Origin of the sequence: Pseudomonas sp. NFACC45 (assembly GCF_900113505.1) — a bacterium.
Classification (GTDB): domain Bacteria; phylum Pseudomonadota; class Gammaproteobacteria; order Pseudomonadales; family Pseudomonadaceae; genus Aquipseudomonas; species Aquipseudomonas tehranensis.
The window spans coordinates 191,413-217,527 of the sequence record NZ_FOPO01000010.1 but is presented as its reverse complement, the minus strand read 5'-3'; the positions used below and the strand labels follow the sequence as shown (position 1 = coordinate 217,527).

At 59.3% G+C, this 26,115-nt stretch carries 25 protein-coding genes; 14 read left to right on the top strand and 11 right to left on the bottom strand.

Annotated features, from left to right (window positions below):
• Positions 1-4: 4 nt before the first annotated feature.
• From BM132_RS19500 to BM132_RS19470, 7 genes are all read right to left on the bottom strand, one after another.
• A complete protein-coding gene (locus BM132_RS19500) occupies positions 5-1,618 on the bottom strand; it encodes an EAL domain-containing protein (protein WP_092399843.1) in 1,614 nt (537 codons plus the stop codon).
• Between the two features lie 75 nt (positions 1,619-1,693).
• Positions 1,694-2,473 (bottom strand): N-acetylmuramoyl-L-alanine amidase, encoded by a 780-nt coding sequence (locus BM132_RS19495; RefSeq protein WP_092457943.1) that lies wholly within the window; start codon positions 2,471-2,473, stop codon positions 1,694-1,696.
• A 99-nt stretch (positions 2,474-2,572) separates the two neighbouring features.
• Complete coding sequence (locus BM132_RS19490) at positions 2,573-4,648, bottom strand: GGDEF domain-containing protein (protein ID WP_092457940.1); 2,076 nt, start codon at positions 4,646-4,648, stop codon at positions 2,573-2,575.
• A complete protein-coding gene (locus tag BM132_RS19485) occupies positions 4,645-5,523 on the bottom strand; it encodes an endonuclease/exonuclease/phosphatase family protein (protein ID WP_092457937.1) in 879 nt (292 codons plus the stop codon). The genes BM132_RS19490 and BM132_RS19485 overlap by 4 nt, the downstream gene beginning before the upstream one ends.
• A gap of 14 nt (positions 5,524-5,537) precedes the next feature.
• Positions 5,538-6,182, bottom strand: a complete 645-nt coding sequence (locus BM132_RS19480; protein WP_092399681.1) for a thiol:disulfide interchange protein DsbA/DsbL — start codon at positions 6,180-6,182, stop codon at positions 5,538-5,540.
• A gap of 197 nt (positions 6,183-6,379) precedes the next feature.
• Complete coding sequence (locus tag BM132_RS19475) at positions 6,380-6,988, bottom strand: c-type cytochrome (protein ID WP_092399679.1); 609 nt, start codon at positions 6,986-6,988, stop codon at positions 6,380-6,382.
• A gap of 46 nt (positions 6,989-7,034) precedes the next feature.
• Positions 7,035-7,325 carry a c-type cytochrome gene (locus BM132_RS19470; RefSeq protein WP_003196231.1) on the bottom strand — a complete coding sequence of 97 codons (291 nt, stop codon included), beginning with the start codon at positions 7,323-7,325 and terminating at the stop codon, positions 7,035-7,037.
• Positions 7,326-7,515: 190 nt separating this feature from the next.
• Between BM132_RS19470 and yihA the strand changes: the two genes are divergently transcribed.
• The gene (gene yihA, locus BM132_RS19465) at positions 7,516-8,157 is read left to right on the top strand and encodes a ribosome biogenesis GTP-binding protein YihA/YsxC (protein ID WP_092399677.1); all 642 of its coding nucleotides are present in this window, start codon (positions 7,516-7,518) and stop codon (positions 8,155-8,157) included.
• Positions 8,158-8,468: 311 nt separating this feature from the next.
• Here the strand turns inward: yihA and polA are convergent, their stop codons facing one another.
• Positions 8,469-11,237, bottom strand: a complete 2,769-nt coding sequence (gene polA / locus BM132_RS19460; RefSeq protein WP_092399675.1) for a DNA polymerase I — start codon at positions 11,235-11,237, stop codon at positions 8,469-8,471.
• Between the two features lie 74 nt (positions 11,238-11,311).
• Here polA and BM132_RS19455 point away from each other — a divergent pair, with 74 nt between their 5' ends.
• Together BM132_RS19455 and BM132_RS19450 are read left to right on the top strand one after the other, a co-directional pair.
• Positions 11,312-11,599 carry a DUF2782 domain-containing protein gene (locus tag BM132_RS19455; protein ID WP_047229784.1) on the top strand — a complete coding sequence of 96 codons (288 nt, stop codon included), beginning with the start codon at positions 11,312-11,314 and terminating at the stop codon, positions 11,597-11,599.
• Between the two features lie 60 nt (positions 11,600-11,659).
• Entirely contained in the window at positions 11,660-12,610 is a 951-nt protein-coding gene (locus BM132_RS19450) for a homoserine kinase (protein ID WP_092457934.1), read from the top strand.
• 157 nt (positions 12,611-12,767) lie between these two features.
• On the opposite strand, the gene BM132_RS19445 is transcribed toward BM132_RS19450, so the two are convergent.
• A complete protein-coding gene (locus BM132_RS19445) occupies positions 12,768-13,697 on the bottom strand; it encodes a zinc ABC transporter substrate-binding protein ZnuA (protein WP_092458152.1) in 930 nt (309 codons plus the stop codon).
• Positions 13,698-13,763: 66 nt separating this feature from the next.
• Here BM132_RS19445 and zur point away from each other — a divergent pair, with 66 nt between their 5' ends.
• From zur to BM132_RS19425, 4 genes are read left to right on the top strand one after another with little or no spacing between them, the layout of a single operon-like run.
• On the top strand, positions 13,764-14,246 hold the full coding sequence (gene zur / locus BM132_RS19440; protein WP_047229782.1) for a zinc uptake transcriptional repressor Zur: 483 nt from the start codon (positions 13,764-13,766) through the stop codon (positions 14,244-14,246).
• A complete protein-coding gene (znuC, locus tag BM132_RS19435) occupies positions 14,246-15,028 on the top strand; it encodes a zinc ABC transporter ATP-binding protein ZnuC (protein ID WP_092399671.1) in 783 nt (260 codons plus the stop codon). The genes zur and znuC overlap by 1 nt, the downstream gene beginning before the upstream one ends.
• Positions 15,021-15,809 (top strand): zinc ABC transporter permease subunit ZnuB, encoded by a 789-nt coding sequence (gene znuB, locus BM132_RS19430; protein WP_047229780.1) that lies wholly within the window; start codon positions 15,021-15,023, stop codon positions 15,807-15,809. Before znuC ends, znuB begins: the two co-directional genes overlap by 8 nt.
• A 37-nt stretch (positions 15,810-15,846) precedes the next feature.
• On the top strand, positions 15,847-16,560 hold the full coding sequence (locus tag BM132_RS19425; RefSeq protein ID WP_092457931.1) for a PA5502 family lipoprotein: 714 nt from the start codon (positions 15,847-15,849) through the stop codon (positions 16,558-16,560).
• A 117-nt stretch (positions 16,561-16,677) separates the two neighbouring features.
• Here the strand turns inward: BM132_RS19425 and katE are convergent, their stop codons facing one another.
• Positions 16,678-18,816 (bottom strand): catalase HPII, encoded by a 2,139-nt coding sequence (gene katE / locus BM132_RS19420; RefSeq protein ID WP_092457928.1) that lies wholly within the window; start codon positions 18,814-18,816, stop codon positions 16,678-16,680.
• Positions 18,817-19,078: 262 nt separating this feature from the next.
• On the opposite strand from katE, the gene BM132_RS19415 reads away from it, so the two are divergent.
• The 4 genes from BM132_RS19415 (at position 19,079) to BM132_RS19400 (ending at position 22,137) form a co-directional block, all read left to right on the top strand.
• The gene (locus BM132_RS19415) at positions 19,079-20,086 is read left to right on the top strand and encodes a methionine ABC transporter ATP-binding protein (protein WP_092399665.1); all 1,008 of its coding nucleotides are present in this window, start codon (positions 19,079-19,081) and stop codon (positions 20,084-20,086) included.
• Positions 20,086-20,760, top strand: a complete 675-nt coding sequence (locus BM132_RS19410; RefSeq protein WP_092399663.1) for a methionine ABC transporter permease — start codon at positions 20,086-20,088, stop codon at positions 20,758-20,760. Before BM132_RS19415 ends, BM132_RS19410 begins: the two co-directional genes overlap by 1 nt.
• A gap of 79 nt (positions 20,761-20,839) precedes the next feature.
• Positions 20,840-21,613: a MetQ/NlpA family ABC transporter substrate-binding protein gene (locus tag BM132_RS19405; protein ID WP_092457925.1), complete on the top strand. Its 774-nt coding sequence runs from the start codon at positions 20,840-20,842 to the stop codon at positions 21,611-21,613.
• A gap of 149 nt (positions 21,614-21,762) precedes the next feature.
• A complete protein-coding gene (locus BM132_RS19400) occupies positions 21,763-22,137 on the top strand; it encodes a lysozyme inhibitor LprI family protein (protein ID WP_092399657.1) in 375 nt (124 codons plus the stop codon).
• 223 nt (positions 22,138-22,360) lie between these two features.
• Here the strand turns inward: BM132_RS19400 and BM132_RS19395 are convergent, their stop codons facing one another.
• On the bottom strand, positions 22,361-23,062 hold the full coding sequence (locus tag BM132_RS19395) for a glutathione S-transferase (protein ID WP_092457922.1): 702 nt from the start codon (positions 23,060-23,062) through the stop codon (positions 22,361-22,363).
• Between the two features lie 151 nt (positions 23,063-23,213).
• On the opposite strand from BM132_RS19395, the gene BM132_RS19390 reads away from it, so the two are divergent.
• From BM132_RS19390 to BM132_RS19380, 3 genes are all read left to right on the top strand, one after another.
• The gene (locus BM132_RS19390) at positions 23,214-23,777 is read left to right on the top strand and encodes a TetR/AcrR family transcriptional regulator (RefSeq protein ID WP_092457919.1); all 564 of its coding nucleotides are present in this window, start codon (positions 23,214-23,216) and stop codon (positions 23,775-23,777) included.
• A 185-nt stretch (positions 23,778-23,962) separates the two neighbouring features.
• A complete protein-coding gene (locus BM132_RS19385; RefSeq protein ID WP_092457916.1) occupies positions 23,963-25,087 on the top strand; it encodes a GGDEF domain-containing protein in 1,125 nt (374 codons plus the stop codon).
• A gap of 396 nt (positions 25,088-25,483) precedes the next feature.
• Positions 25,484-25,903: an organic hydroperoxide resistance protein gene (locus BM132_RS19380; protein WP_092457913.1), complete on the top strand. Its 420-nt coding sequence runs from the start codon at positions 25,484-25,486 to the stop codon at positions 25,901-25,903.
• The last annotated feature ends 212 nt before the right edge of the window (positions 25,904-26,115 follow it).

Sequence of the window (26,115 nt, the reverse complement as noted above, 5' to 3'; positions counted from 1 at the left end):
CGGTTCAGGCCTCGTCGTCCATGCGTCGCCCCAGCAGGCGCCGGCCGCGGGTAATCAGCTCGATCAACTGCACGGCACTGAGCGCATGGGCAAACAGCCAACCCTGCCCGAAAGTCACGCCTTCGCTGCTCAGGTAAGACGCTTGGGCTTCATGCTCGATGCCCTCGGCAATCACCTTGAGCTCTAACGCGTGGGCCATGCGGATAATATGCGGGGCCACACCGCTGCTGGCGGCATCGTGCCCCAAGGCGTCGATGAAAGCTTTGTCGATTTTCAAACAGTCCACCGGCAAGGTCTGCAGGTAGGCGAGGCTGCAATAACCCGTGCCGAAATCATCGATCAACACTTGGTGCCCGACATCGCGCAGCGATTGCAGATTATCCCGGGCGACCAGGACATCGACCAATCCGCGTTCGGTCACTTCAAAGGCAATCTGGTGCGCCGACACCCGATGCAACGCCAGCAGGCGGGCGATCACTTCGCCGATACGTGGCACCATGACGTCGCACGCCGCCAGGTTCACCGAGATGTACAGCTGCGGATTGGCCCGCAGCAGCTGGCCCAACTGGTCGAACAGGCGTTGCAGCACGAAGTCTGTGATCTGACGGATCTGCCCGGTGTTCTCCGCCATCGGAATGAACAGATCCGGGCTGGTGAGGGTGCCGTCCGGGCGCCGCCAGCGCAACAGGGCTTCAGCACCGACGCAATTGCGACTGCGCAGATCGAAGATCGGCTGGTACAGCACCTGCAATTCTCCGCGCCGGATGGCCCCGTGCAGTTCGGCGTCCATCGATTGGCGCTGACGCGCCAGCAGGAATACCTGAAAACCAATCCCCAGGCCCAGCATCAGGCTGATGGGCAGCAACCACCAGGCGTTGGAGGGAATATTTAAACCATTGCGTTGAGCAATCAGCACCAGTTGATATTCCGGGCTGTCGGTCTGCATCCGATAGATCAGGCGGTTCTGCGTCACTTGCAATGCATTGCGGCTTTTCGAGGGCCAAGGCTCCGTGGGCGGCCAGTATTGATCGGTACCCAGCACCGGTATCGCCCGCTGGCCCTGATCGAGCACCACCAACAGACTGCTGCCGGGCGGCAAATCAACGACATCGGTCAGATGCCCGCGGGAAGTGGCAACGCGAAAATTGCCGCGACCCAGCATCAATGCCGCACGGTTTTCATCGGGCTCGGTGGTGGTATTGAGCCAGTAGCTGTAGGTCGGGCCCCGGATGTCAGGCGGTCGGATCACCGATAACCCGCTGCGGCGTGGGCGATTGGAACAAACCCCACTGCTATCGATATATGCCGCTTCGTAAACAAAACGGTAGTTGAAGCTGACCTGCTGCAACGTCGCGATCATATCGTCGTCGCATCTGCGCAACGGCTGGTTTTGCAGATCGTCGAGGCTTTCGCGCAATTGTCCGAAAAGTTGCTCGAGTCGCTGCAGAAAGCGCTCGCCCTGAGCATTCATCTGGTCGCTTTCACGCTGCTGGATTTGCTGTATCACGACAAACAGACTGGCCCCCAGCAACAGCACGGTACTCAGGACAGCCGCCATCATCGCCAAGAGAAACGGGCGATGGAGCCAGCTTTGCAGGGTTTCGCGGGCAGGCGTCATCATTGGTAATCCGAAAGTTACCAATGAGTTATAGCTTCTGATTTGGATTTAGCCCTGACCGTCGGACGGGCGTCATTATTTTGTCTGGTTGAGCACCTGCAGGATAGCCGCACTTTGCGCATCCGGCATGCCGTCGAACCGGGTCGGCCGGAAGCGCATCTGGAAGGCGGCAAGCACATGATGAGTGGCCACATCCCATTCGCCGGTGCGAGGCGTCGGGTAGCCGAACCGGGCCAACTCGGCCTGGAACCAACTGGCGTTCGGCACCTGCGCCGCGAAAACCGCCTGCTGGCGCATTACGGCCTGCTCGTCTGGCCAAATCCCCAGCCCCGCTTGCGCCAGGCGCTTCCAGGGAAACAGCGGCCCAGGATCAAGCTTGCGCATCGGGGCAATATCGCTATGCCCAATGATGTTGCGCGGGTTGATCCCATTACGCTGGGAGATGTCTTTGAGCAATGCGATCAAGGCCTGGACCTGAGCTTCGCTGTAGGGATACCAGAGGCGCCCGGTGGGCGTATCGACAAAACCGGGATTGACGATCTCAATGCCGATGGAGCTGGAATTGAGCCAGGTCCGGCCATCCCATTCACTGTCTCCGGCGTGCCAGGCGCGCCGGCCTTCATCCACCAGCTTGTAGACGGTCGCGCTTTTATCATCGCCGACCAGGTAATGCGCACTGACTTCGCCGTGTGTCAACAAAGCCAGGGACCGCTCCAGGGAAGCGGAAGTGTAATGCAGCACCACGAACTGGATACGGTTGTCATGATTGACGGAAGGGTGGCTGGTATCGAGCCTGGGGCCGCTGGCGCAACCGGCCAGAACCAGTAAGAAGGCAATGAGCGAAAAAAATTTCATGGCAGGTGCATTACGCGCTGGGGGTAATGCAACAGTGTAACGTATCGCGTTGCGATGATCTGGCTCGTATAACGGGATTCACAAAATGGAACAATTGCCTCAGCTCCATTCCACTCGATTGCGCCCGGCATTTTTGGCTCTATAGAGCGCCTGATCGGCTCTTTTAAGCACCGAATCGCTGTGCTCCCCGGTTTTGAACGCGGTCATGCCCACGGACACGGTGATCGTGACCGGCTCACCCTTGAAGTGAAACGGGCAGGCCTCGATGGCTGCGCGCAGGGACTCGGCCAGTCTTGCCCCGGCAGCCAGTGGCGTGTCGGGCACCAGCAGGACAAATTCCTCACCGCCAAAGCGGGCGATGAAATCGCTGCCACGTAAACGTCTGCGCAGCACCGAAGCGATGATCTTCAGCACCCGATCACCTGCCAGGTGGCCGTAGTTATCGTTGATGCGCTTGAAGTGATCCAGATCGAGCATGGCCAGCAGCAGACTGTTGCCGTGCCGCTGCCATTGGGCAACCTCCTGTTCGAGACGCTCGGACCAAGCGGCGCGGTTAGGCAGCCCAGTGAGCGGATCGATAAGGGCTTTTTGCCGTTGCTCTTCAAGGTTATCCCGGACAACCTGGGCATCCTGCTCCATCAGCGCGACGCGCTCGGCCAGGCTTTTGAGGCGAGCCGAAACTTCCTGCTCGCGCTGATCGCGCTGCTTCTGGTGCTGGTCCATCGTGCCAAGCAGGCCTTCAAGGTGGTTCTCCAGCACTTGCTTGAGACCTTCCAGGTCATCAGCTTCCTGCACGCTGCTTTGCAAGCCATCCACCTGTTCGCGAATCTGCGTGTCCATCTCCCGGGAGGCCGATTGGTTATCGGCATGGTCTTCACTGGCAGCCCGTAAACTGCTCTGGAAGGACTCCAGCCGATCATTGAGGCGCTGCAAGTACGCTTCGAATTCATGTTGGCCGGTGTCGGTAATTGCCAGCATGAGCACGGCCAGATCGTCGAGAATTGGCAGTAATTCGTACCAGTTCAAGCCATTTTGCAGCCGTTCGCGCATCGCCTCGGCCTGGGGACGATGACGCTCGGGCAGGGTCAGGTCGCCCAGCAGGCCCAACAGGGTGTCTTCGATATGCCTGGCCACCGAACTGTAGGAAGGCTCCGGTGAGTCGGGCAGTTCATAATGGTCGCCCTCCAGATCAGACGCTGCCGGCTCGACGGCCGCCGAGGGTTCGACGGGCTCTTCCGGGAGGGGCAGCGCGTCGTCCGCTTGCGACGGCTCCTCGGGCATCAGCTCATCAGGGTTTTCAAGGGCGGGTACCTGCACTGCATTTTCCACAGGAATCCGCGCCGGCTCGGTAGCTGTGTCCTGCTCGGGAGCTTCAACTTGTTCCAGAGTCGGCTCGCCAGCTTCGGATACCGGCGACGAAGAGGGTTCTGGATCAGGATCGAACATCGATGGAATGAACGCGACCGGTTCAGACGCCTCATCGACCGTTGCCGCGTGTCCTGCTAACACTGCTGGGGCTGGAGTTGGAGCTGGAGTTATGACGGGCGCAGTGTCAGTCACTAGCTGTGCCGGTGTCGGCGGTGCCGTTTCCAATACCGGCACCGCGCTGCGCTGGGCAGGTTCGTGCGGCTGGGGCACGGCTTCTTCCTGGCCGTGGCCACCAAACAACCGTTGCAGCAGGCCCGGACGATTCGGTTCAGTGGGCGCCTCCAACGCACTCAGCGCCTGGCCCTGCAAGCTGCTCAATTCACTGAGCAGCAAAGGCATCTCCCGAGCCTGGTCCACTCGGTCCTCCAACTGCTTGGAAAACCTTTTCAAAGGGCGGCTGACTTCCTTGGGCAGCGGCAAGGTTTGCAACTGAGCGACCAGGGAAGTCAATGCGGCGCTCACCTGTTCGACCCGAGTCTCGCGACGCTGCTCGGAATCGAGTACGGCTTTCTCCAGGCGGGGCAAAAGAGCGGCGAGGGCGGCATCCATGTCATCGGTGCGCACCACTTCGCGCATTTCTTTCATGCACTGATCAACCGCCCGGTCAGTGCCTTCGGCGGCCAGCGTACTGCGCACCAGGCCGCGGCGCAGCAAGTCGAGCCGGGCTGTCCAGCGGCGCTCGAGCTTTTCCTGCTGTTCGATGCTCTTGAAGTACTTCTCTCTCCAGCGTTCAGCTTCGTCGCTCATTCATGGGATCCGCGAGGGGGCAGACTCACCGCAGGGAATGCATCCGCCGTGAGCGAACCCGGCAGACGAATTTCCACCGCGACAGGCAGGTGGTCGGAAATGGGGTGAGCCAGCACCTCGAACCGTTCGAGGGTCAAGGTGGGGCTCAGCAGAATATGGTCCAGGCAGCGCTGGGGGCGCCAGCTCGGAAACGTGGCTTCGACTTGTGGGGCGAGCAGACCAAGATCGCGCAGAGGCGAATTTTGCAGCAAGTCATTGGCATGGGTATTCATGTCCCCCATCAATACCTGGTGCTTGTAGTCACCAATCAGCTCGCGGATGTAGGCCAATTGCATCGTTCGGGTACGAGCCCCAAGGGCCAGGTGCATCATGACCACGATCAACGCCTCCGGACCTTCGCCAAAGCGCGCCAGGATTGCACCGCGTCCCTTGGGACCGGGTAACGGGTGGTCTTCTATCGCCCAGGGCCGCAGGCGGCTCAACACACCATTGCTGTGCTGGCCCAGGCGTCCGAGGTTACGATTGAGTTGTTGGTACCAGTAGGGGAAAGCACCCAGTTGAGCCAGATGCTCCACCTGATTGACGTAGCCTGACCTCAGGCTTCCACCGTCGGCCTCTTGCAAGGCCACCAGGTCGAAGTCTTTCAGCAGGTCGCCGATCTTCTGCAGGTTAACGGCACGTCCGGTGTGCGGTAGCAGATGTTGCCAACCACGGGTCAGATAATGCCGGTAACGCTCGGTGCTGATGCCCACCTGAATATTGAAACTGAGCAGGCGCAGGCAGTTGTCGGCCGGCAGGCCCGTGGAGGCGATATGGTGCTCATTGACCCGCGGTTCATGCAGGCCAACGACGCGTTCGGTGCTCCAGCGGGCCATGGTCAGCGCCGCGCTTAGTTGGCGGCGGCCTTGGTTGCCGCTCGCTCTTTGGCAATCAGCTGGTCGGCCAGCTCAAGCGCCTGGTTCGCACCACCGGCCGAACCGATATCAAAGCGGTATTTGCCATTGACGACCATGGTGGGTACGCCGGTGATCTCGTATTTCTTGGCAAGTTCTTTGGCTTTGTTGATCTGGCCCTTGATGGCGAAGGAGTTGAAGGTATCCAGGAATTTTTCCTTGTCTACACCTTGGGTCGCCAGGAAGTTCGCCATGTCTTCTTTGTCGGTCAGCTTTTTGTGCTCGTTCTGGATCGCGTTGAAAATGGCAGCGTGAACCTTGTGCTCGACGCCCATGGCTTCGAGAGTCAGGAACATCTGGCCGTGGGCGTCCCATGGGCCGCCGAACATGGCGGGGATGCGTACGAAGTTCACATCCGAAGGCAGTTTTTCAGCCCATGGGTTGATAACCGGTTCAAAAGCGTAGCAATGCGGGCAGCCGTACCAGAACAGCTCCACCACTTCGATCTTGCCAGGCACGGCCACTGGAACGGGATTGCTCAATTCGACGTAGGGGGCCTTCGATTCGTCGGCGTTGGCTTGGGCGGCCATGCCGAACAGGCTGACAGCGGCGAGCGCGGCGCTGATGATCAGATTACGCATGCTTTACTCCTGGACAATGAGGGGACCCCGCAAGGCCTTTTTTAAGACAGGCCGTGGCAGGTTCAAGTTCGCTAGTGTAACGGCAGCGGCCACAAAAAAGGGCGGCCAAAGCCACCCTTTTGATGTTCGCATCGACGGATTAATCGAGCGTTAACGTTGCAAGAGATGTAAACCCTCACAACGCCCTGCCAACGGTCTTAGTGCAGGCCCTGAATGTAGCTGGCCACCGCCGCGATCTCTTCGTCGCTCAGCTTGCGGGCAATGGTGCGCATCATCGCTTCGCCATCATTGGTACGACCGTCTGCTTCCTTGCGGAAATCAGTCAACTGCTTGGCAACGTATTGAGCGTGCTGGCCCCCAAGGTGAGGGAAGCCGGCCGCCGCGTTACCTTTGCCGTCAGGCGAGTGGCAACCGGTGCAGGCTGGAAGCCCCTTTTCCAGGTTGCCTCCGCGAAACAGCGCTTCACCACGTGCGACCAGATTAGGATCGGCGGCGCCAACGCTGCCCTTCTGGCTGGCGAAATAAGCCGCCATGTCCGCCAGGTCCTGATCGTTCAGGTTGGTCAGCAAGCCGTTCATTTCCAGCACGACACGCTTGCCGTCCTTGATGTCCTTCAACTGCTTGGTCAGGTAACGCTCGCCCTGGCCCGCCAGTTTCGGAAAGTTTGGTGCCATGCTGTTGCCATCCGGACCATGGCAGGCCCCACATACGGCGGCTTTCGCCTGGCCGGCGGCGGCATCGCCAGCGGCATGGGCTACGCCGGATATCCCCAATGTCAACAGCAGACTCACGATCAGTTTGTTCATCAGCTAATCCAACTACGGCTAAGGGTTAAAGAGTTATGGACCGGGTTTACTCGCTCATCCACTGGATGATGGCTCGGTAATCCTCGGCACTGCAGTCCATGCACAAACCACGCGGCGGCATCGCCTTGAAACCCTGGGTCACGTGTTGCACCAGCGTCTCCATACCTTTCGCCAACCTCGGCGTCCAAGCTTCCTGATCACCCTTGCGGGGTGCCATGGGGAGTTGGCCGGAATGACAGGCACCACAAACACGGTTGTACACAGCTTCCGGATCCTGTGTAGCCTGAGCGCTGTAAAGCGGCATCAAGACACCGGCAGCTAGCAGCCATTTCGTCATAAAACGACCTTTTCAGGGTTGAGAGCGAGCTGCGTTCTAGTGCGCAATTTCAGTCGGTCGCTCCCGTGCGCTTCATCCTACGCTGGGACAAAGCGCACACAAAATCTGCGGCATTATATACTGGCGTCACTGAAACGGAAACGAACAGCTTGCCGCGTCCATTCCTGACGCCACCCACATCGGAAATCCCATGCAACTGAAGAACCCCATCCTCGGCCTGTGCCAACAGTCCACCTTCATGCTCAGCGCAGCCAAAGTCGATCAATGCCCCGACGATGAAGGCTTTGAAGTGGCTTTCGCCGGGCGTTCCAACGCTGGTAAATCCAGCGCACTGAACACCCTGACCCATGCAAGCCTGGCGCGCACCTCGAAAACCCCGGGTCGCACGCAGCTCTTGAACTTCTTCAAGCTAGACGATGAACGTCGTTTGGTCGACCTGCCCGGCTACGGCTATGCCAAGGTGCCGATTCCGCTGAAGCAGCATTGGCAGCGCCATTTGGAAGCCTATCTGGGCAGCCGCGAGAGCCTCAAGGGTCTGATTTTGATGATGGACATCCGTCATCCAATGACCGACTTCGACCTGCTGATGCTGGATTGGGCCGTGGCCAGCGGCATGCCGATGCACATTCTGCTGACCAAGGCAGACAAGCTGACCTACGGCGCGGCCAAGAATACGTTGCTCAAAGTGCAGTCGGAAATCCGCAAGGGGTGGGGTGAGGCGATCACCATCCAGCTGTTCTCGGCGCCCAAGCGCATGGGCCTGGAAGAGGCCTACACTGTATTGGCCGACTGGATGGAATTGGCAGACAAGGGCAGCGAAGAGGCGGAATAAGCCAACTCGCAGGCAAAAAAAACCCCGGACTTCTTATGGGGAGGGGGAAGTTCGGGGTCCAAGTTCCGGACCGCTAGGGCGGGGTCCAGATATCTGCCAACACTTAACACAACATAGGAGCATTGAAGGGCTTCACCAGCCTTTCAGAAACTCTGAGTAGCAATTCACGGTTTTAGTTCAGATTATTTTTGGAAATAACCTTAGGAATTTTCCGAACTAAAGACATCGCTCGCGGGTTTTCAGTGAGCCAATGTGGCGAGGGAGCTTGCTTCCTCGCCACGGGACTTACGCCTGCTTCAGAGCACTACGACTCAGTGCGCCTCGTCCCAGTTGTTTCCCACGCCCACTTCCACCAGGAGCGGCACATCCAGCGTGGCCGCGGCGCTCATGTGCTGGCGAATTTCCTCGCGCACCTGATCGACCAGGTCTTCACGCACCTCCAGCACCAATTCGTCGTGGACCTGCAGAATGACCTTGGCATCCAGTCCCGACGCAGTCAGCCAGCGATCCACCGCCACCATGGCTTTCTTGATGATATCTGCCGCGGTGCCTTGCATCGGCGCGTTGATGGCCGTGCGTTCTGCCCCTTTGCGCAACGCCGGGTTTTTCGCATTGATATCCGGCAGGTACAACCGGCGACCAAAAATGGTTTCGACATAACCCTGCTCGGCGGCCTGGGTGCGAGTGCGCTCCATGTAGGCCAGTACACCTGGGTAGCGGGCAAAGTAGCGGTCGATGTAAGCCTGGGACTGCTTGCGATCCACACCGATCTGCTTGGCCAGACCGAAAGCACTCATGCCGTAGATCAAACCGAAGTTGATCGCCTTGGCGCTGCGGCGCTGATCATGGGTGACAGCTTCCAACTCGACGCCGAACACCTCGGCGGCAGTAGCCCGGTGCACATCCAGGTCATTGCGAAACGCGTGGAGCAGGCCTTCATCCTTGGCCAGGTGCGCCATGATCCGCAGTTCGATCTGCGAGTAGTCCGCCGCCAGCAGCTTGTAGCCTTTCGGCGCAACGAATGCCTGACGAATCCTGCGGCCTTCGGCGGTGCGAATCGGAATGTTCTGCAGGTTGGGGTCGATCGAGGACAGTCGCCCGGTAGCGGCGACAGCTTGCTGATAATTAGTATGGACGCGGCCCGTGCGGCTGTTGATCTGCTCCGGCAGACGGTCGGTGTAGGTGCTCTTTAGCTTGCTCAGCGAGCGATACTGCATCAACACCTTGGGCAGCGGATAATCCTGCTCGGCCAGCTCGGCCAGCACCGCTTCGGCGGTAGACGCCTGGCCCTTGGCGGTTTTACTGAGCACCGGCAAGCCGAGTTTTTCGTAGAGGATCACCCCCAGTTGCTTGGGTGAGCCCAGGTTGAACTCCTCCCCGGCGATGGCAAATGCCTCACGCTCCAAGGCCACCAGCTTCTCGCCCAACTCGACACTCTGCACCCCCAGCAGGTTGGCATCGACCAGCGCACCCTGGCGCTCAATCCGCGCCAGGACCGGCATCAGCGGCATTTCGATTTCGTTGAGCACCTTGCCCAGACTGGGCGTGGCGGCCAGTCTTTCCTGCAGCGCCTGATGCAGACGGAACGTCACGTCCGCGTCTTCGGCGGCGTAAGGGCCGGCCAGTTCGAGGGAGATCTGGTCGAAAGTAAGCTGTTTGACGCCTTTCCCAGCGATGTCCTGGAAATCGGTCTTGCTTTGGCCCAGGTACTTGAGCGCCAGGCTGTCCATGTCGTGGCGGGTCGCCGTGGAGTCCAGCACATAGGACTCAAGCATGGTGTCAAAGGCGACGCCTTGAACCAGGATGCCGTTGTCCTGGTCACCACCGATGGCGCAGTTGGCCAGGATGTTGGTTTCAAACTTGGCATGCTGGCCGACCTTGAGCTTGTTCGGGTTTTCCAGCAGCGGCTTGAGAGCCCTGAGCACTGTGTCGCGGTCCAGTTGCTCCGGCACGCCCATGTAGGAGTGGGTCAGTGGGATGTAGGCTGCTTCAAACGGGGCGACGGCAAACGACAATCCCACCAGTTGCGAATGCTGGGCATCGCCGCCGTTGGTTTCGGTGACGAAGGCAAACAGCGGCGCTTTGTCCAGTTTGGCCAGCCACGCCTCGAAGCGCGCCTGATCGAGGATGACCTCATACCGGGCCTCGGCAGCGCCGGGCTGTTCTTCGGTGACTTCGACGATCTCCTGACCGGCACGCTTGGCATCGCGCTGGTTTTCTTCAAACCAGCTCTTGAACTCCAGCAGCGTGTACAGCTCGGCGAGTTTCTCGTGATCCGGCTGGCCCATTTTCAGGTCGTCGAGACCGACATCCAACGGCACGTCGGTCTTGATGGTCGCCAGCTCGTAGGAGAGGAGGGCCATTTCCTTGTGTTCTTCGAGTTTGGCGGCCAGGGTCTTGGCGCCACGAATCGGCAAGGTGGCGACGATGTCCAGTTGCGCATACAGCTCCGTCAGGCCGCCATTGACGCCCACTAGCAGGCCGGAGGCGGTCTTCGGCCCGATGCCCGGAACACCGGGGATGTTGTCGGAAGAATCGCCCATCAGCGCCAGATAATCGATGATCTGCTCCGGAGCGACGCCAAACTTCTCCTTCACGCCAGCCACGTCCAGCGCGCTACCGGTCATGGTGTTGACCAAGGTAATGTGCCCGTCGACCAATTGCGCCATGTCTTTGTCGCCAGTGGAGATCACCACCGGACGGTCGGCTGCGGCGCTGCTGCGGGCCAGGGTGCCGATCACGTCATCGGCTTCGACGTTGTCCACGCACAGCAGCGGGAAGCCCAAGGCCTTGACGCTGGCATGCAGCGGCTCGATCTGCACGCGCATGTCGTCGGGCATGCTGGGGCGGTTGGCCTTGTATTCGGCGTACAGCTCATCGCGAAAGGTCCCACCCTTGGCATCGAACACCACGGCGAAAGGGCTGTCCGGATACTGCTTGCGCAGGCTCTTGAGCATGTTCAGCACGCCCTTGACCGCGCCCGTCGGCAGGCCTTTGGAGGTGGTCAGCGGTGGTAGCGCGTGAAAGGCGCGATAAAGATAAGAAGAACCGTCCACCAGGACGAGGGGGGCTTGGCTCATGAGCAGGATCAACCTTTTCGGCGGGTCCGGGGCTAGAATAGCGGGACCGTTGACGACAAAGGGACAAGGTTATCATGCGTACACTAAATCGCCTGTTACTGGCTGGCTTGTTTGCAATCACCCCGCTGGCCGTCATGGCGGCGGACGACGCACCCTCGGCGGACCCGGATGTCACCATCCGCACCGAAGGCGATAGAACCATTCAGGAGTACCGGCAAAACGGCTTTCTGTACGCGATCAAGGTCACGCCCAAAAACGGCAAGCCTTATTTCCTGGTACGTGCCGATGGCAGCGACGGGAATTTCATCCGCTCGGATCAGCCGGATATGCTGATTCCATCGTGGAAAATCTTCGAGTGGTAATACCGCTCTCGACTTCAACCGGCGCTCGCTGATGGGCGCCCGTACTGGCAGTTTTTAACCATGTCTGTGTTCACTCCCCTGGCTCGGCCCGAGCTGGAAACCTTTCTCGCCCCTTATGGGCTCGGCCGCCTGCTTGATTTCCAGGGGATCGCCGCCGGCAGCGAAAACACCAATTTTTTTATCAGCCTGGAGCAGGGTGAATTTGTCCTGACCCTCGTGGAGCGCGGCCCGGTGCAGGAAATGCCGTTCTTCATCGAGCTGCTGGATGTACTGCATGACGCCGACCTGCCGGTGCCTTACGCCTTGCGTACCACCGACGGCGTTGCACTGCGAGAACTGGCCGGCAAGCCGGCGCTGCTGCAACCGCGCCTGGCCGGCAAGCACATCAAGCAGGCCAACGCACAGCATTGCGCCCAGGTGGGGGAGTTGCTGGCCCATCTGCACCTGGCGACCAAGGACAACATGATCAAGCGCAAGACCGATCGCGGCCTGGACTGGATGCAGGAGGAGGGTGCGAAGCTGTTGACGCACCTCGATACCGAACCCCGTCGGTTGCTGGAAGCTGCGCTGGATGAAATCGCGCAACAAAAGGTAAAAATCCTGGCACTGCCCCGGGCCAACATCCACGCGGACCTGTTCCGCGACAATGCGATGTTCGAGGGTACGCACCTGACCGGGTTGATCGACTTCTACAACGCCTGCTCCGGACCAATGCTGTATGACGTTGCCATCGCCCTGAACGACTGGTGTTCGGATGACAACGGTGTGCTCGACGGCCCACGGACGCGGGCCTTGTTGGGGGCTTATGCGGCGCTGCGTCCATTCACGGCAGCCGAAGCCGAGTCATGGCCGACGATGCTGCGCGTGGCCTGCGTGCGGTTTTGGCTGTCGCGGCTGATCGCCGCCGAATCGTTTGCCGGACAGGACGTGTTGATTCACGACCCGATGGAGTTTCAGCAGCGCTTGGCGCAGCGGCAGACGGTCAGCGCGATGTTGCCGTTCGCCCTCTGACAGCAAGCAGATCTGAATGCCTTTGTGGCGAGGGGATTTATCCCCGCTGGGCTGCGCAGCAGCCCTTTGCTTTCGGTCTGACGGACTGCGGTGGCAGATATTTCTTGGGGCCGCTTCGCGCCCCAACGGGGATAAATCCCCTCGCCACAGGTTTGCGTTATAGCGACTCCAGGCACCCCGCCAGATCATTCCCCAGCTTCTCCAGCAACTGCTCATACCCTTGCGCCGTCGCCGGGGTGTAGCCGCCCAGCGCATCCAGTTCCGCCAGTTTCACCGGCAACCCGGCCACCAGGGTTTCGGCAAGGCGCGGGCGCAGGGGCGGTTCGCTGAAGACGCATGTCTTGCCCACGGTCTGCAAGCGATTGCGCATTGCCGCCACATGCTGGGCACCCGGCTGGACTTCGGCGGCCACGGCAAACACCCCGGCGTGCTTGAGGCCGTAGTGGTCTTCGAAATAGTCGAACGCCTCGTGGAACACAAAATACGGCTTGCCCGCGACCCCGGCCAGACGGGTCTTCAAACGCCCATCCAGCGCATCAAGACGCTGGTTAAAGCCCTTGAGGTTGCTTTGATAGCGGCTGGCATTGGCCGGATCGGCCGCGCTCAGGTCGGCAGCCATTCTGGCGGCAATCACCCGCGCATTGATGGGCGAGAGCCACAAGTGAGCATCAATGGTGCCGGGTCGATGGTCGTGATCATGCTCATCGGCGCCATGCTCATCCTCGGCGTGGGAATGACTGTCCTGGGCGAAGTGACGCAACGTGAGCCCCGGTACGTCCTGCACCGCGACGGACGGCAACGTACGACCGTTCAGCACACGCGGCAGGAAGCTTTCCATGTCGGGGCCAATCCAGTAGAGCAAATCCACCGACTGCACCTTCCGTACGTCGGATGGCCGCAAGGCGTAATGGTGAGGCGAGGCACCAGGCGGCAACAGCACCTCTGGAACGGCCACGCCGTCCTGCACGGCGGCGGCAATCAGTTGCAGGGGCTTGATGCTGGTAAGCACTTTGACTTCGGCCTGGGCCGGGCCGATCAGTAGAAAACTGGCGACAAAAGCGACAAAGATCGAAAAATTTCGGGACACGATGACCACTCGAAGAGGCGAGAACGGGTAACATAATAACGTCTCTCACTAAAATCGTCGCTGCCCATGCCTATTACGCCCCTTGCCAGTCGTCCCCATGATCACTCTCACTGCGTGCACACTGCGCTGTCCGAGGCCGACGCCATCTGCGCACGCCAAGGGTTGCGCCTGACCGCTTTGCGTCGACGCGTGCTGGAGCTGGTCTGGCAAAGCCACAAGCCGCTGGGCGCCTACGACATACTCGCAGTGCTCAGTGAGCAGGACGGCCGCCGCGCCGCGCCGCCCACGGTTTATCGGGCGCTGGATTTCCTGCTGGAAAATGGCCTGGTGCATCGCATCTCGTCGTTGAACGCTTTCGTCGGCTGCAATCACCCGGAGCACGCCCACCAGGGTCAGTTCCTGATCTGTCGCGAATGCCACGCAGCCATCGAACTGGAGCAGAAGTCCATCAGCGATGCCATCGTTGCCAGCGCCAAAGAAGTGGGTTTCGTGGTGGATACCCAGACCGTCGAAGTGGTCGGGCTCTGCTCCGGTTGCCAGGGGGCCTGATGAGCAATGCGTTGATCCGTCTCGAGCACGTAGCCGTGACGTTCGCCGGCCAGAGCGTGCTGGATAACATCCACCTGAGCGTCGAGCCGGGGCAGATCGTCACCCTGATCGGCCCCAACGGCGCCGGCAAGACAACCCTGGTGCGTGCCGTGCTGGGGTTGCTCAAGCCCGACAGCGGCACCGTCTGGCGCAAGCCGAAGCTGCGGGTCGGTTATATGCCGCAAAAGCTTCATGTCGACCCGACGCTGCCCCTGTCGGTACTGCGCTTCTTGCGCCTGGTGCCTGGCGTGGATCGTGAACGGGCCCTGGCGGCGCTCAACGAAGTCGGTGCCGAGCAGGTAATCGATAGCCCGGTACAAAGTGTTTCCGGCGGTGAAATGCAGCGCGTTTTGCTGGCTCGCGCGCTGCTGCGCGAGCCTGAGCTGCTGGTGCTCGACGAGCCCGTGCAAGGGGTCGACGTGGCCGGTCAGGCCGAGCTGTACAGCCTGATCACCCGCCTGCGCGACCGTCATGGCTGCGGCGTGCTGATGGTTTCTCACGACCTTCACCTGGTCATGAGCACCACTGACCAGGTGGTCTGCCTCAATCGCCACGTCTGCTGTTCCGGGCATCCCGAGCAGGTTAGCGGCGATCCGGCATTCGTCGAACTGTTCGGAAAGAACGCACAAAGCCTGGCGATTTATCACCACCATCACGACCATGCCCATGACCTGCATGGTTCGGTGGTCAGCGACTCATCTGTTTCTACCCATGTTCATGGAGATGGCTGCAAGCATGGCTGATTTTCTGTTGTACGCCCTGCTCGCAGGCCTGGCCCTCGCGATGGTGGCCGGCCCCCTGGGCTCGTTCGTGGTCTGGCGGCGCATGGCCTATTTCGGTGACACCTTGTCCCATGCGGCCTTGCTGGGCGTGGCCCTGGGCTTTTTGCTGGATGTCAGCCCTGCCGTGGCGGTGACCGTCGGCTGCCTGTTGCTGGCGGTGCTGCTGGTGACGCTGCAACAGCGTCAACCGCTGGCGTCCGACACGCTGCTGGGCATTCTGGCGCCCAGCACCCTGTCTCTCGGGCTGGTGGTACTAAGCTTCATGCATGACGTGCGAATTGATCTGATGGCCTACCTGTTTGGCGATCTGCTTGCCATCAGCCCCATGGATCTTTCGTGGATTCTGGGTGGCAGCGCGGCCGTCCTTCTGCTGCTGGTAGCGCTCTGGCGCCCGTTGCTGGCGGTTACTGTGCATGAAGAACTGGCGCGGGTCGAAGGCTTGCCCGTGGTGGGTTTGCGGCTGGCGTTGATGCTGTTGATTGCGGTGGTCATTGCCGTGGCGATGAAAATCGTCGGTGTGTTGCTGATTACTTCTTTGCTGATTATCCCGGCGGCCGCAGCACAGCGGCACGCCCGCTCCCCGGAGCAGATGGCCCTGGGTGCAAGCCTGCTGGGCATGCTCGCAGTGTGCGGTGGGCTGGCGCTGTCGTGGTTCAAGGACACCCCGGCCGGGCCGTCGATTGTGGTCAGCGCCGCCGCGCTATTTCTGCTGAGTTTTGTCCTGCCCCGTCGAGGGGTGTAGACTTGCTCGCTTTTTGCGCAAATAGAGAGTCGCAGGAATGAAGCCGTTCGCCTCCCGTTATCTGCTCCTTGTCGCATTTTCCCTGCTGCTGGGCGCCTGCCAGAGTTCGCCACCGGTCGCCGAAGCCCCCGATACCCGAGGCCCGGCCATCGCGCAGTTTGAACAGAGCCTGGCCGGCAATGAGCTGGCCACCGCTGAAGATCAACTGGCCGCACTGCAAGCCCAGACGCCCGAGGATCCGACGCTGGAACCCTATCAGCGGCGCCTGGCCGAGGCGTATTTGCGCCGCAGCCAGATCGATCTGCAAAAAGGCGACGTCAATGCCGCCGCCACCGCACTGAGCCGTGCCCGCGCCTTGATGCCCAAAGCGCCAGCGCTCACCGGTGAGGTCAACAGCGAAATTGCCGAAGCCCGCAAGGCCGAGCTGGAAAAAGCCGAGGCCGCCCTCAAGGCCGCCGAAGCCAAACCGGTTGCCAAAGTGATCGACCCGAGTGCTGAGAGCACGACAGTTGCGCTGAATATCGGCGATATCCAGAAAATGCGTCGACAACTGGATGCCATTGCCGCCGACGTGGTGAATTTTCAATGTGACGTCAGCATCCAGGCGCCGCGCACTGACGATTATCCTTGGCTGACTACGCTGCTGACCAAGCGGGTCAAGAAGCTTGATCCGGGGTTTGATCTGAAAGTGCAAAAGCAGATTTTGCGCAGCGTTCCGGCGCAGATGGTTCTGACTCCGCGCAGGCCTTGAAAGCATCGCGAGCAGGCTCGCTCCCACATGAGTTTTTATGATCGACACAAAACCACTGTGGGAGCGAGCCCGCTCGCGATAGCGTCCTACCAGCGACAAAGCGCTTTCAGACTACCCTCAAGCCGGAATCGCCTTGGCCTTAGGCTCCCGCGCCCACACCCGATGCTGGGCAATCGCGTCGAAGAACGTCTGGAACTTGCCAGCATCCGCGTCAGGAATCAGCCCCGCATCCGCCTCCAGCTTCAACAACACCAGCAGTTGCCGCGCTTCACCATTGAGGGCGATGGCCTTCAGGTGCTTGTAGGCCTCCAACACGTAATGCAACGCCACACCGTCGGTACTCAAGGCCTTGATCGACTCCGCACCACCCGGTACGAACACTGCGTCAAAGGCAATGGATGGCAACCCTTCCATGGACGCATCCACCGGCAGCGCCTGCCCATCGGCGGTAGTGACCGGGGCAGAGGTTGGCCCCAGCACTTTGGCGTGAGCACCCTCGGCTTCCAGGGCCTGCTTGAACGCATCGATAATCGTCCCATCGACGCCGTCGGCCACCAGAATAGCCACCTTGCGCGTCTTGATGTCCCCGGACAGCAGGTTCGCCTGACTCAAGGCGGGGGATTGCTCCAGCGAAGGTTTCGGTACATCCACGGTGCAGGTGGTTGGCGCTGGCAGCCCAAGGTTTTTCGCCACCCGCGCGGCCAGTTCCAGATCGATGTTGGCCAATATCTCGTTGACCTGCCGCGCCCGAATAAACTCCCGATCCACCTTGCCCAATTCGAAGCTATAGGCGGCGATGATGTGTTCCTGTTCGTGGCGGCTCATGCTCTTGTAGAACAGCCGGGCCTGGGAAAAGTGATCGCCAAACGACTCGCTGCGTTGACGGATCTTGTGGGCATCGATGCGCTCTGGATAACTTTCGAAGCCGCCGTCCGCAGGACCTGGCGGGGTTTCCTTCGGCCAGCCGCCATCGATAGAGTTCGGCTCGTAGGAAGCGCGTCCCTTGTCGATGGTGGTGCGGTGCATGGCGTCACGCTGGCCGTTGTGCACCGGGGTAATCGCCCGGTTGATCGGCAACTCATGAAAATTCGGCCCACCGAGTCGGCTGATTTGCGTATCGGTGTAGGAAAAAAGCCGGCCTTGCAGCAGTGGATCGTTGGTGAAATCGATGCCCGGCACAATATGCCCAGGGCAGAAGGCGACTTGCTCGACCTCGGCGAAAAAATTGTCCGGATTACGGTTGAGCACCATCTTGCCCAGCGGCGTGATGGGCACGAGTTCTTCCGGGATGATCTTGGTGGGGTCGAGGAGGTCGAAGTCGAATTTATGCTCGTCTTCTTCGGCGACAATTTGTACGCCGAATTCCCATTCCGGATAGTCCCCCATCTCGATCGATTCCCAAAGATCGCGACGATGGTAGTCAGTATCTTTACCGGCGAGCTTCTGCGCTTCGTCCCACACCAGCGAACAGGTGCCAACGGTGGGGCGCCAGTGGAATTTGACGAAGCTGCTCCGTCCCTCAGCGTTGATCATGCGGAAGGTGTGTACGCCAAAACCCTGCATGGACCGCAGGCTCTTGGGAATGGCCCTGTCAGACATGGCCCAGATCACCATATGGGCTGACTCCGGCACCAGCGAGACAAAATCCCAAAAGGTATCGTGGGCCGAGCCGCCCGTAGGAATTTCATTGTGGGGTTCGGGTTTCACCGCATGGACGAAGTCTGGAAACTTCACCGCATCCTGAATAAAAAACACCGGCATGTTGTTACCCACCAGGTCGAAGTTGCCTTCGTCGGTAAAGAACTTCACCGCAAAGCCACGCACATCTCGCACGGTGTCGCCGGATCCCCGCGGGCCCTGCACCGTGGAAAAACGCACGAACACCGGGGTTTTCTTACTCGGATCCTGTAGGAAACCAGCCTTGGTCAGCGCGGAATGCGCTTCATAGCATTGGAAGTAACCATGGGCACCAGTGCCGCGGGCGTGGACGATGCGCTCAGGGATGCGCTCATGGTCAAAGTGCGTGATCTTCTCACGCATGATGAAGTCTTCCAGCAGCGAGGGGCCACGGGCCCCGACCCGCAGGGTGTTCTGGTTATCGGCGATTTTCACCCCCTGATTGGTGCGCAAAGCCTGTTCGGTGGCGTCGGAGCGAAATTGCTCCAGGCTCTCGAGCTTGGCGTTGGTGTTGCCGCGATCCAGGGTGTCGGTCCCGGCCAGTTGGCTCTTGTTGACCGTGGGCTTTTTGGTACTCATCAGGCATAACTCCTCTTTGCGATCCCGGAGGCCAGGACTCTTGAGTGCGATACCGCAGGTTCCATACCCGGGCATTTTCGAGTGGCTTAATGAGTGACCGATGCCGTTTGGCCGTGTTCCTTTTTTATGGCCTTTGATCGCCTTATTGCCAAATGGCTGATTCAATCGCAAATAAATGCTAAGAACCTCTATACGGACAGGCTAAAATGCGCGCCCGGCTAACCGCTGATCCTTTTCCAACGCGCCCCACAAGGTTCGCTACGTGATCGAGTTTCAAAACGTTTTTAAAACCTACCGGGTTGCCGGTAGGGATATCCCCGCCCTGCACCCGACCAGTCTGACGATTGAGAACGGTCAGGTCTTCGGCCTGATTGGCCATTCCGGTGCGGGAAAAAGTACCCTGCTGCGCCTGATCAATCGCCTGGAAGACACCAGCGGCGGCAAGATCATCGTCGACGGCGAGGAAGTCACCGCCCTGGACGCCAGCGGCCTGCGGCGTTTCCGTCAGCAGGTAGGGATGATTTTCCAGCACTTCAATTTGCTGGCGTCCAAGACCGTGGCCGACAACGTGGCACTGCCACTGACGCTGGCAGGCGAATTGTCCCGCAGCGAAATCGACCAACGCGTCGCCGAATTGCTGGCGCGGGTGGGCTTGTCCGACCACGCCAAGAAGTACCCGGCACAGTTGTCCGGTGGTCAGAAGCAGCGCGTCGGCATCGCCCGCGCCCTGGCGACCAAGCCCAAGATCCTGCTGTGCGACGAAGCCACCAGCGCACTGGACCCGCAAACCACCGCATCGGTGTTGCAACTGCTGGCGGAAATCAACCGCGAGCTGAAGCTGACCATCGTGCTGATCACCCATGAAATGGACGTGATCCGTCGCGTCTGCGATGAAGTGGCGGTGATGGACGCCGGCGTGATCGTCGAGCAGGGGCCCGTGGCCGAGGTGTTCTTGCATCCCAAACACCCGACCACCAAGCGTTTCGTCCAGGAAGACGAACAGATCGACGAAAGCGAACAGCGCGACGACTTCGCCCACGTACCGGGGCGCATCGTGCGTCTGACGTTCCAGGGCGAAGCGACCTACGCGCCATTGCTCGGCACCGTCGCCCGGGAAACCGGCGTGGACTACAGCATTCTGGCGGGTCGTATCGACCGCATCAAAGACACCCCCTACGGACAACTGACCCTCGCCGTCACCGGCGGTGACATGGAGGCCGCGTTCGCCCGCTTCACCGCGGCTGACGTCCACATGGAGGTGCTGCGCTGATGGAACTGTTGAATTCATTCTTCGCCAACATCGATTGGCTGGAAATCTGGTTGGCGACTGGCGACACCTTCCTGATGCTCTTCGGTTCGCTGTTGTTTACCGTGCTGCTCGGCCTGCCGCTGGGGGTGCTGCTGTTCCTCTGCAGCCCGCGCCAGCTGCTCGAAGCCCGGGGCGTTTATGCGCTGCTGTCGCTGATCGTCAACATCCTGCGTTCGCTGCCATTCATCATCCTGTTGATCGTGATGATTCCGTTCACGGTATTGATCACCGGCACCTCCCTGGGCGTGGCCGGCGCGATTCCGCCATTGGTGGTCGGCGCGACACCATTCTTCGCCCGCCTGGTGGAAACCGCCTTGCGCGAAGTCGATCGCGGCATCATCGAAGCGACCCAGGCCATGGGCGCGACGACCCGGCAGATCATCGTCAACGCCTTGCTGCCGGAAGCCCGCCCGGGCATTTTTGCCGCGATTACGGTGACAGCGATTACGCTAGTGTCCTACACGGCCATGGCCGGTGTGGTCGGTGCCGGTGGTTTGGGTGACCTGGCAATCCGTTTCGGTTACCAGCGTTTCCAGACCGATGTGATGGTGGTCACGGTGGTCTTGCTGCTGGTGCTGGTCCAGGTCCTGCAAACCGTGGGCGACAAACTGGTTGTGCATTTCTCTAGAAAATAAGGCCTCGCGGCCAATAAACCATGAGCCGGCCATTCGCTGGCAGGCGCCGAGAGCGGGCGCCTAAAAAGGAGTTAGCTGAATGAAAAAATTACTGGTTGCCTTCGCTGCCGCCGCAGCATTTTCCGCCCACGCCGCCGACACCCTGACCGTCGCGGCAACGCCGGTGCCACACGCGGAAATCCTCGAATTCGTCAAACCGGCCCTGGCCAAAGAAGGCGTGGACCTCAAGGTCAAAGTCTTCACCGACTACATCCAGCCGAACGTACAAGTCGCCGAAAAGCGCCTGGACGCCAACTTCTTCCAGCACCAGCCGTACCTGGATGAGTTCAACAAGGCCAAGGGCACCCACCTGGTGAGCGTGACCGGCGTGCACCTGGAACCTTTGGGCGCGTACTCCAGCAAGTTCAAGACACTGGCAGAAGTGCCAGGCGGTGCCAACGTGGTCATCCCCAACGACGCCACCAACGGCGGCCGTGCGCTGTTGCTGCTGGCAAAGCACGGGGTGATCACGCTGAAGGATTCCAACAACATCCTGTCGACTACTAAAGATATTGTTGAGAATCCGAAGGATCTGAAATTCCGTGAGCTGGAAGCTGCGACCATTCCGCGGGTGCTGACCCAAGTGGATCTGGCGTTGATCAATACCAACTATGCGTTGGAGGCCAAGCTTGATCCGTCCAAGGATGCGTTGGTGATTGAAGGTAGCGACTCGCCGTATGTGAATATTCTGGTGGCGCGTGAGGATGACAAGGACAGCGAAGCCATGAAGAAACTGGCGGCGGCGCTGCATACGCCGGAAGTGAAGGCTTTTATTCTTGAGAAGTACAAAGGCGCGGTGTTGCCGGCGTTTTGATCTGATCGGGTGGTGAAAAAACGGGGCTGCGTGGGAATGCAGGTCCGTTTTTTTTGCTCGTAAGGATCCGCTTCATTGTTCTACAACCCTCATGATAAATTCCCCGCCGCGACCTCTAATGAATAGAGGGCATTCAGGGAGTGAAGTGAGTGATCAAGTCTTTGTTGGTTGGGACATTGCTGGCAATGGCATCAGCATCGGCATCTGCGATGAGTTGCGATAACCCTAGAAACGCCTATGACAGGACCTATTGCGCGTCGCTGAAAATGGTTCAGTCGGATCAGGAAATCAACGAGCAATACAAGAAGACGATGAGTGCCCTGACCCCGGATCAAAAGAAAAAGGTGAAAGCCGCTCAAATCCAGTGGATCAAAATTCGTGACAACGCCTGTTCCAACGATGGCCTGCTCTACCTGGACTGTGCCAATGAGAAGACCGAGGCGCGTATCGTCATACTCAAAGCTGTAGAGCGCGAGTGCCGTGCAGCCGGTTGCGACGACGCCAAGCTGTCGCAAGTCGAGTAACCCGTAAACAATAGGCACCTCGGGCTTGCCCTAATGCCAGTCAGTTAAGCCCCAAACCTGTGGGAGCAAAGCTTGCTCGCGATTGGGGTGAGCCAGTCCACAGCGCGTTGACGGGGCTGCCGCCATCGCGAGCAAGCTTTGCTCCCACAGGTTTGTATCGTTTGATCCTTAACTGGCTGGCATTAGCCCTTGCCCCTTTTTCATGCTGGCGCTGGAGTCACTATCAGTGCTGCGCAGCGTCACGTTCGACCATGGCACGCCATGTCTCGACGCTAGGGCGCTCTTGCATTCTGGCGTGCCAGGCTCGCAATACAGCACACTCATCAGGAACGGGGAGCTTCACCAGCGAGGCGAAGATCATCCCCCCCAGTACCGCAATGTCGGCCATCGAAAACTTGTCGCCCGCCACAAAGGGCTGGTCTTTGAGAAGGTTGTCGAAATAGCGCATGCCTCTGATCGCCTTATCGCCCATCCTGACGCCCCACTCAGCATTCTGGTACAGCTCGACATCTGGGCCGAGGCCAGGCGTGGCATGGTGGAAATACACGCTGACGGCATCGAGAAACTCGATCTCGGCACGCTTGGTCATCATATGGATGATGCCTTTTTCAACAGGCGTTTCGCCCGTCAGCGTCGGATGACCGTCGAGGCTATCCAGATATTGGGTAATCGCCGTGCACTCCGCGATCCGCGTCCCATCGTTCAGCTCCAGTACGGGCAGGGTCCCGGAGTAATTGATGGCCAAGAACTCAGGTTTCTTGTGTTCACCGGTCCAGAGATTCACCGATACAAATTCGATGTTCGGTAACAAGCCTTTTTCCGCCAGGGCAATGCGCACTCGGGCGGGGTAAGGGCCGTTGAACCAATCGTAGATTTTCATCGTGGGATGAGTGGGAACATCAACGCGCTGCTGTGAAGAAGTCATGATTTCGTGCACCTGCCTGTCAATTGGTAGGTAAAGACTGAGGCGAGGTCTTGGCACTGTCAAGCCCCTACCTGACAATTGGCAGGTAAGCTCATCAGAGAGTAGAATCCGGGCGCATGAATGAGTGGAACACTCGAAGCGAGGTGGCAACATGAACGAAAATGCTCGAGAAGCCATCCTGGCGGCGGCCAGATCCGCTGCGCAGCTGCACGGTTACAGTGGAATCAATTTCCGTAGCATTGCCGACCAGGTGGGTATCAAGAACGCCAGCATCTACTACCACTTTCCGAGCAAGGCAGGCCTGGCTGCGGCGGTTGCTGAACGCTACTGGCAGGACGCGCTGCGCATGCTTGAAGAGATACGCGTCGCCAATTCCGATCCAAAGGAGTGCGTGCAGCTGTACCCCTCCATTTTTCGAAAGTCGCTTGAAGACGGCAACAAGCTTTGTCTGTCCAGCTTCATGGCAGCGGAATACGAAGACCTTCCCGAGGAGGTGTCACGGGAGATAAGGACTTTTGCGGACGTTAACGTGACATGGCTCGCCCAGCTGTTGGCAGAGGCTGGAGCAGGCAGGGCAGAAGAGTGCGAACGCCGCGCCCGCGCCATTTACACCGCTGTTGCGGGTGCTCAGTTAATCGCGCGAACTCGGGCGGATGTCGGTCTGTTCGATGATCTGATTTTGAGCTACCGAGAAGCAGGATTGATTCCCGCCTGATCTTGTAAAGAAGATGATACGAGTTGTCTGTAGGAATGGTTAGGGCTGCGCAGCCCAGCGCGAGCAAGCTCCCTCGCCACGGGGTTTTGGCTCAATCGGGGCCGTGGGTGTAATTCAGTTGTTTGCGTTGGTGGCAGGGTGCCACAATCGTTCTTTTTCAGTTGCGTCACGATCAGGTGGATCACATGCATGGCCCAAGATCTCGGAATGACCAGGCGCTTTTCATAGCCGAGCAGGTGCGAACTGACCGGTTGCAGCAACTGTTTCGCCAATCCGTGTCTGCGGTTTTTGGTAGCTACCTCGCTGCCATCATGCTGAGTTGGCTGTGCTGGGATCGTTTTGAACACAACGTCATCTTTTGGTGGCTGGCCATATTGACCGGATCGACGTTGTTGCGCATCTCGCTGTTTATTGCCTATGTCCGCAGCGACGAAAGTGAGCGTACGCCTGAACGCTGGGAGCGCAAATACTGGATCACACTCGTGTTGTCCGCCAGCATTTGGGGAGGCGGCGCATTCGTTGTCATGCCGGCAGACGATCTCTTGTCGCAGGCACTGGTCATGCTCTTTACCGTCGGAATGTCCGTCAGCGCGGTGTCTTGCTACTCCGCTTACCGCGACATGACCCTGGTCTCCATTGGCCTGGTCCTATTGCCGTGCACCGCCTGGCTGCTGTTTCAACCGTCGCCGATTCAAGTGGGCATCGCCCTGTCGATCTTGGTGTTCGCAGCATTTGCGGCCCGCGCTACACACAAAATGTCCCAGGCACTGGAAACCGCTTTTCGACTCACCCGTGAAATGGAACAGGCGAACAGCATTTCAACCCGTGCCGCCCAAACCGATGAACTGACGGGTCTGAAGAGTCGGCGGGCCTTTTTCGAGCATGCCCAGCAGCTTTATGACGAATGTAAGACCAACCGGTTGGGGTTGTGCGCGGTCATGTTGGACATGGATCACTTCAAGCACATCAACGACACCTACGGCCATCAGGTCGGGGATCAGGTTTTGCGCAAGATGGGGGCGGTCATCAGTTCGTCGTTTCGGGCGACGGACATTCACGGCCGGCTGGGTGGGGAAGAGTTCGCCATTCTGCTTCCGGACACTTCCATCGAAGTCGCTACCCAGATTGCAGAACAGCTCATTGATACGATTGCAGGATTGATGATCGAACCTGTTCACAGCATATCAGCGAGCCTCGGCGTCGCGTCTACGGAGGCCTGTAATAAGGATCTTCACAGCTTGATGAACGATGCGGATAAGGCCCTGTATCGGGCGAAGGCGCTGGGGCGCAACCGAGTGGCTGTTGCTTAGTCGGATTGGCTTTGCCTCATCAGTCGGAATGATCGTGTCCACGCACTGCGTCACCTTCCATAAGCGGAACGCGGAGCGCCCCTGGCGGCATTCCCACGCGGGAGCGTGGGAATGATCGAGAAACCCCGAACTCCCTCTCTTCGAAGGCCTGCAATTGCGCGGGCACTGACTCCCTGACACCTACCTTCCCCTTGGCTCACCCCGCCGCGGGTGATGCTGCGCTGTCCGAAAATAAATTCTTTTGCAGATCAATTGCTTAATTCAATTTTGATAATTTTTTGAAAATTTATATTGCGCGCAAAGTATTTGAGCGTTAAGTTTATTTCAACTGGTTAGCGCACAAACATTTAGCGCAAACAAAAGTCGATCAAACCTAACAGCAAGAGAGGAAACACCATGAACGTTCTCTATACCGCAGTCGCAACCTCCACCGGTGGCCGTGATGGCCGTGCTGTTTCCAGCGACAAGATTCTCGACGTGAAACTGGCCACACCAAAAGCCCTGGGCGGCGCCGGTGGTGAAGCCACCAACCCTGAGCAGTTGTTCGCCGCCGGCTACTCGGCTTGCTTCATCGGCGCACTGAAGTTTGTCGCCAGCCAGAGCAAACGCAGCATTCCTGCCGACGCCTCGATCACGGCACACGTCGGCATCGGCCAGATCCCTGGCGGTTTCGGTCTGGACATCGACCTGCACATCAGCCTGCCAGGTCTGGATCAAGCCGATGCTCAAGCGCTGGTCCATGCGGCTCACCAGGTGTGCCCGTACTCCAACGCCACACGCGGCAACGTCGACGTCCGTTTGCACGTCACCGTCTAACTCACTTCATCTACGAATAAAAAGGATCAAGACATGAACACTTTCAGCAAAACGCTCGTTGGCTCGCTTCTCGCACTGGCGCTCGGCAATGCATTCGCAACTTCTTTTGTTCAACCTACGGTCGCGGAGGGTGGTTCGGATCGCCTGATCGAAAAACGCGTCGCTGAAGGCGGTTCGGATCGGTTGATCGAAAAACGTGTAGCCGAAGGCGG

Coding starts and splice junctions, on each gene's coding strand:
- BM132_RS19500 (WP_092399843.1), bottom strand. CDS start 1,618: ATGACGCCTGCCCGCGAAACCCTGCAAAGCTGGCTCCATCGCCCGTTT.
- BM132_RS19495 (WP_092457943.1), bottom strand. CDS start 2,473: ATGAAATTTTTTTCGCTCATTGCCTTCTTACTGGTTCTGGCCGGTTGC.
- BM132_RS19490 (WP_092457940.1), bottom strand. CDS start 4,648: ATGAGCGACGAAGCTGAACGCTGGAGAGAGAAGTACTTCAAGAGCATC.
- BM132_RS19485 (WP_092457937.1), bottom strand. CDS start 5,523: ATGGCCCGCTGGAGCACCGAACGCGTCGTTGGCCTGCATGAACCGCGG.
- BM132_RS19480 (WP_092399681.1), bottom strand. CDS start 6,182: ATGCGTAATCTGATCATCAGCGCCGCGCTCGCCGCTGTCAGCCTGTTC.
- BM132_RS19475 (WP_092399679.1), bottom strand. CDS start 6,988: ATGAACAAACTGATCGTGAGTCTGCTGTTGACATTGGGGATATCCGGC.
- BM132_RS19470 (WP_003196231.1), bottom strand. CDS start 7,325: ATGACGAAATGGCTGCTAGCTGCCGGTGTCTTGATGCCGCTTTACAGC.
- yihA (WP_092399677.1), top strand. CDS start 7,516: ATGCAACTGAAGAACCCCATCCTCGGCCTGTGCCAACAGTCCACCTTC.
- polA (WP_092399675.1), bottom strand. CDS start 11,237: ATGAGCCAAGCCCCCCTCGTCCTGGTGGACGGTTCTTCTTATCTTTAT.
- BM132_RS19455 (WP_047229784.1), top strand. CDS start 11,312: ATGCGTACACTAAATCGCCTGTTACTGGCTGGCTTGTTTGCAATCACC.
- BM132_RS19450 (WP_092457934.1), top strand. CDS start 11,660: ATGTCTGTGTTCACTCCCCTGGCTCGGCCCGAGCTGGAAACCTTTCTC.
- zur (WP_047229782.1), top strand. CDS start 13,764: ATGCCTATTACGCCCCTTGCCAGTCGTCCCCATGATCACTCTCACTGC.
- znuC (WP_092399671.1), top strand. CDS start 14,246: ATGAGCAATGCGTTGATCCGTCTCGAGCACGTAGCCGTGACGTTCGCC.
- znuB (WP_047229780.1), top strand. CDS start 15,021: ATGGCTGATTTTCTGTTGTACGCCCTGCTCGCAGGCCTGGCCCTCGCG.
- BM132_RS19425 (WP_092457931.1), top strand. CDS start 15,847: ATGAAGCCGTTCGCCTCCCGTTATCTGCTCCTTGTCGCATTTTCCCTG.
- katE (WP_092457928.1), bottom strand. CDS start 18,816: ATGAGTACCAAAAAGCCCACGGTCAACAAGAGCCAACTGGCCGGGACC.
- BM132_RS19410 (WP_092399663.1), top strand. CDS start 20,086: ATGGAACTGTTGAATTCATTCTTCGCCAACATCGATTGGCTGGAAATC.
- BM132_RS19405 (WP_092457925.1), top strand. CDS start 20,840: ATGAAAAAATTACTGGTTGCCTTCGCTGCCGCCGCAGCATTTTCCGCC.
- BM132_RS19395 (WP_092457922.1), bottom strand. CDS start 23,062: ATGACTTCTTCACAGCAGCGCGTTGATGTTCCCACTCATCCCACGATG.
- BM132_RS19390 (WP_092457919.1), top strand. CDS start 23,214: ATGAACGAAAATGCTCGAGAAGCCATCCTGGCGGCGGCCAGATCCGCT.
- BM132_RS19385 (WP_092457916.1), top strand. CDS start 23,963: ATGCATGGCCCAAGATCTCGGAATGACCAGGCGCTTTTCATAGCCGAG.
- BM132_RS19380 (WP_092457913.1), top strand. CDS start 25,484: ATGAACGTTCTCTATACCGCAGTCGCAACCTCCACCGGTGGCCGTGAT.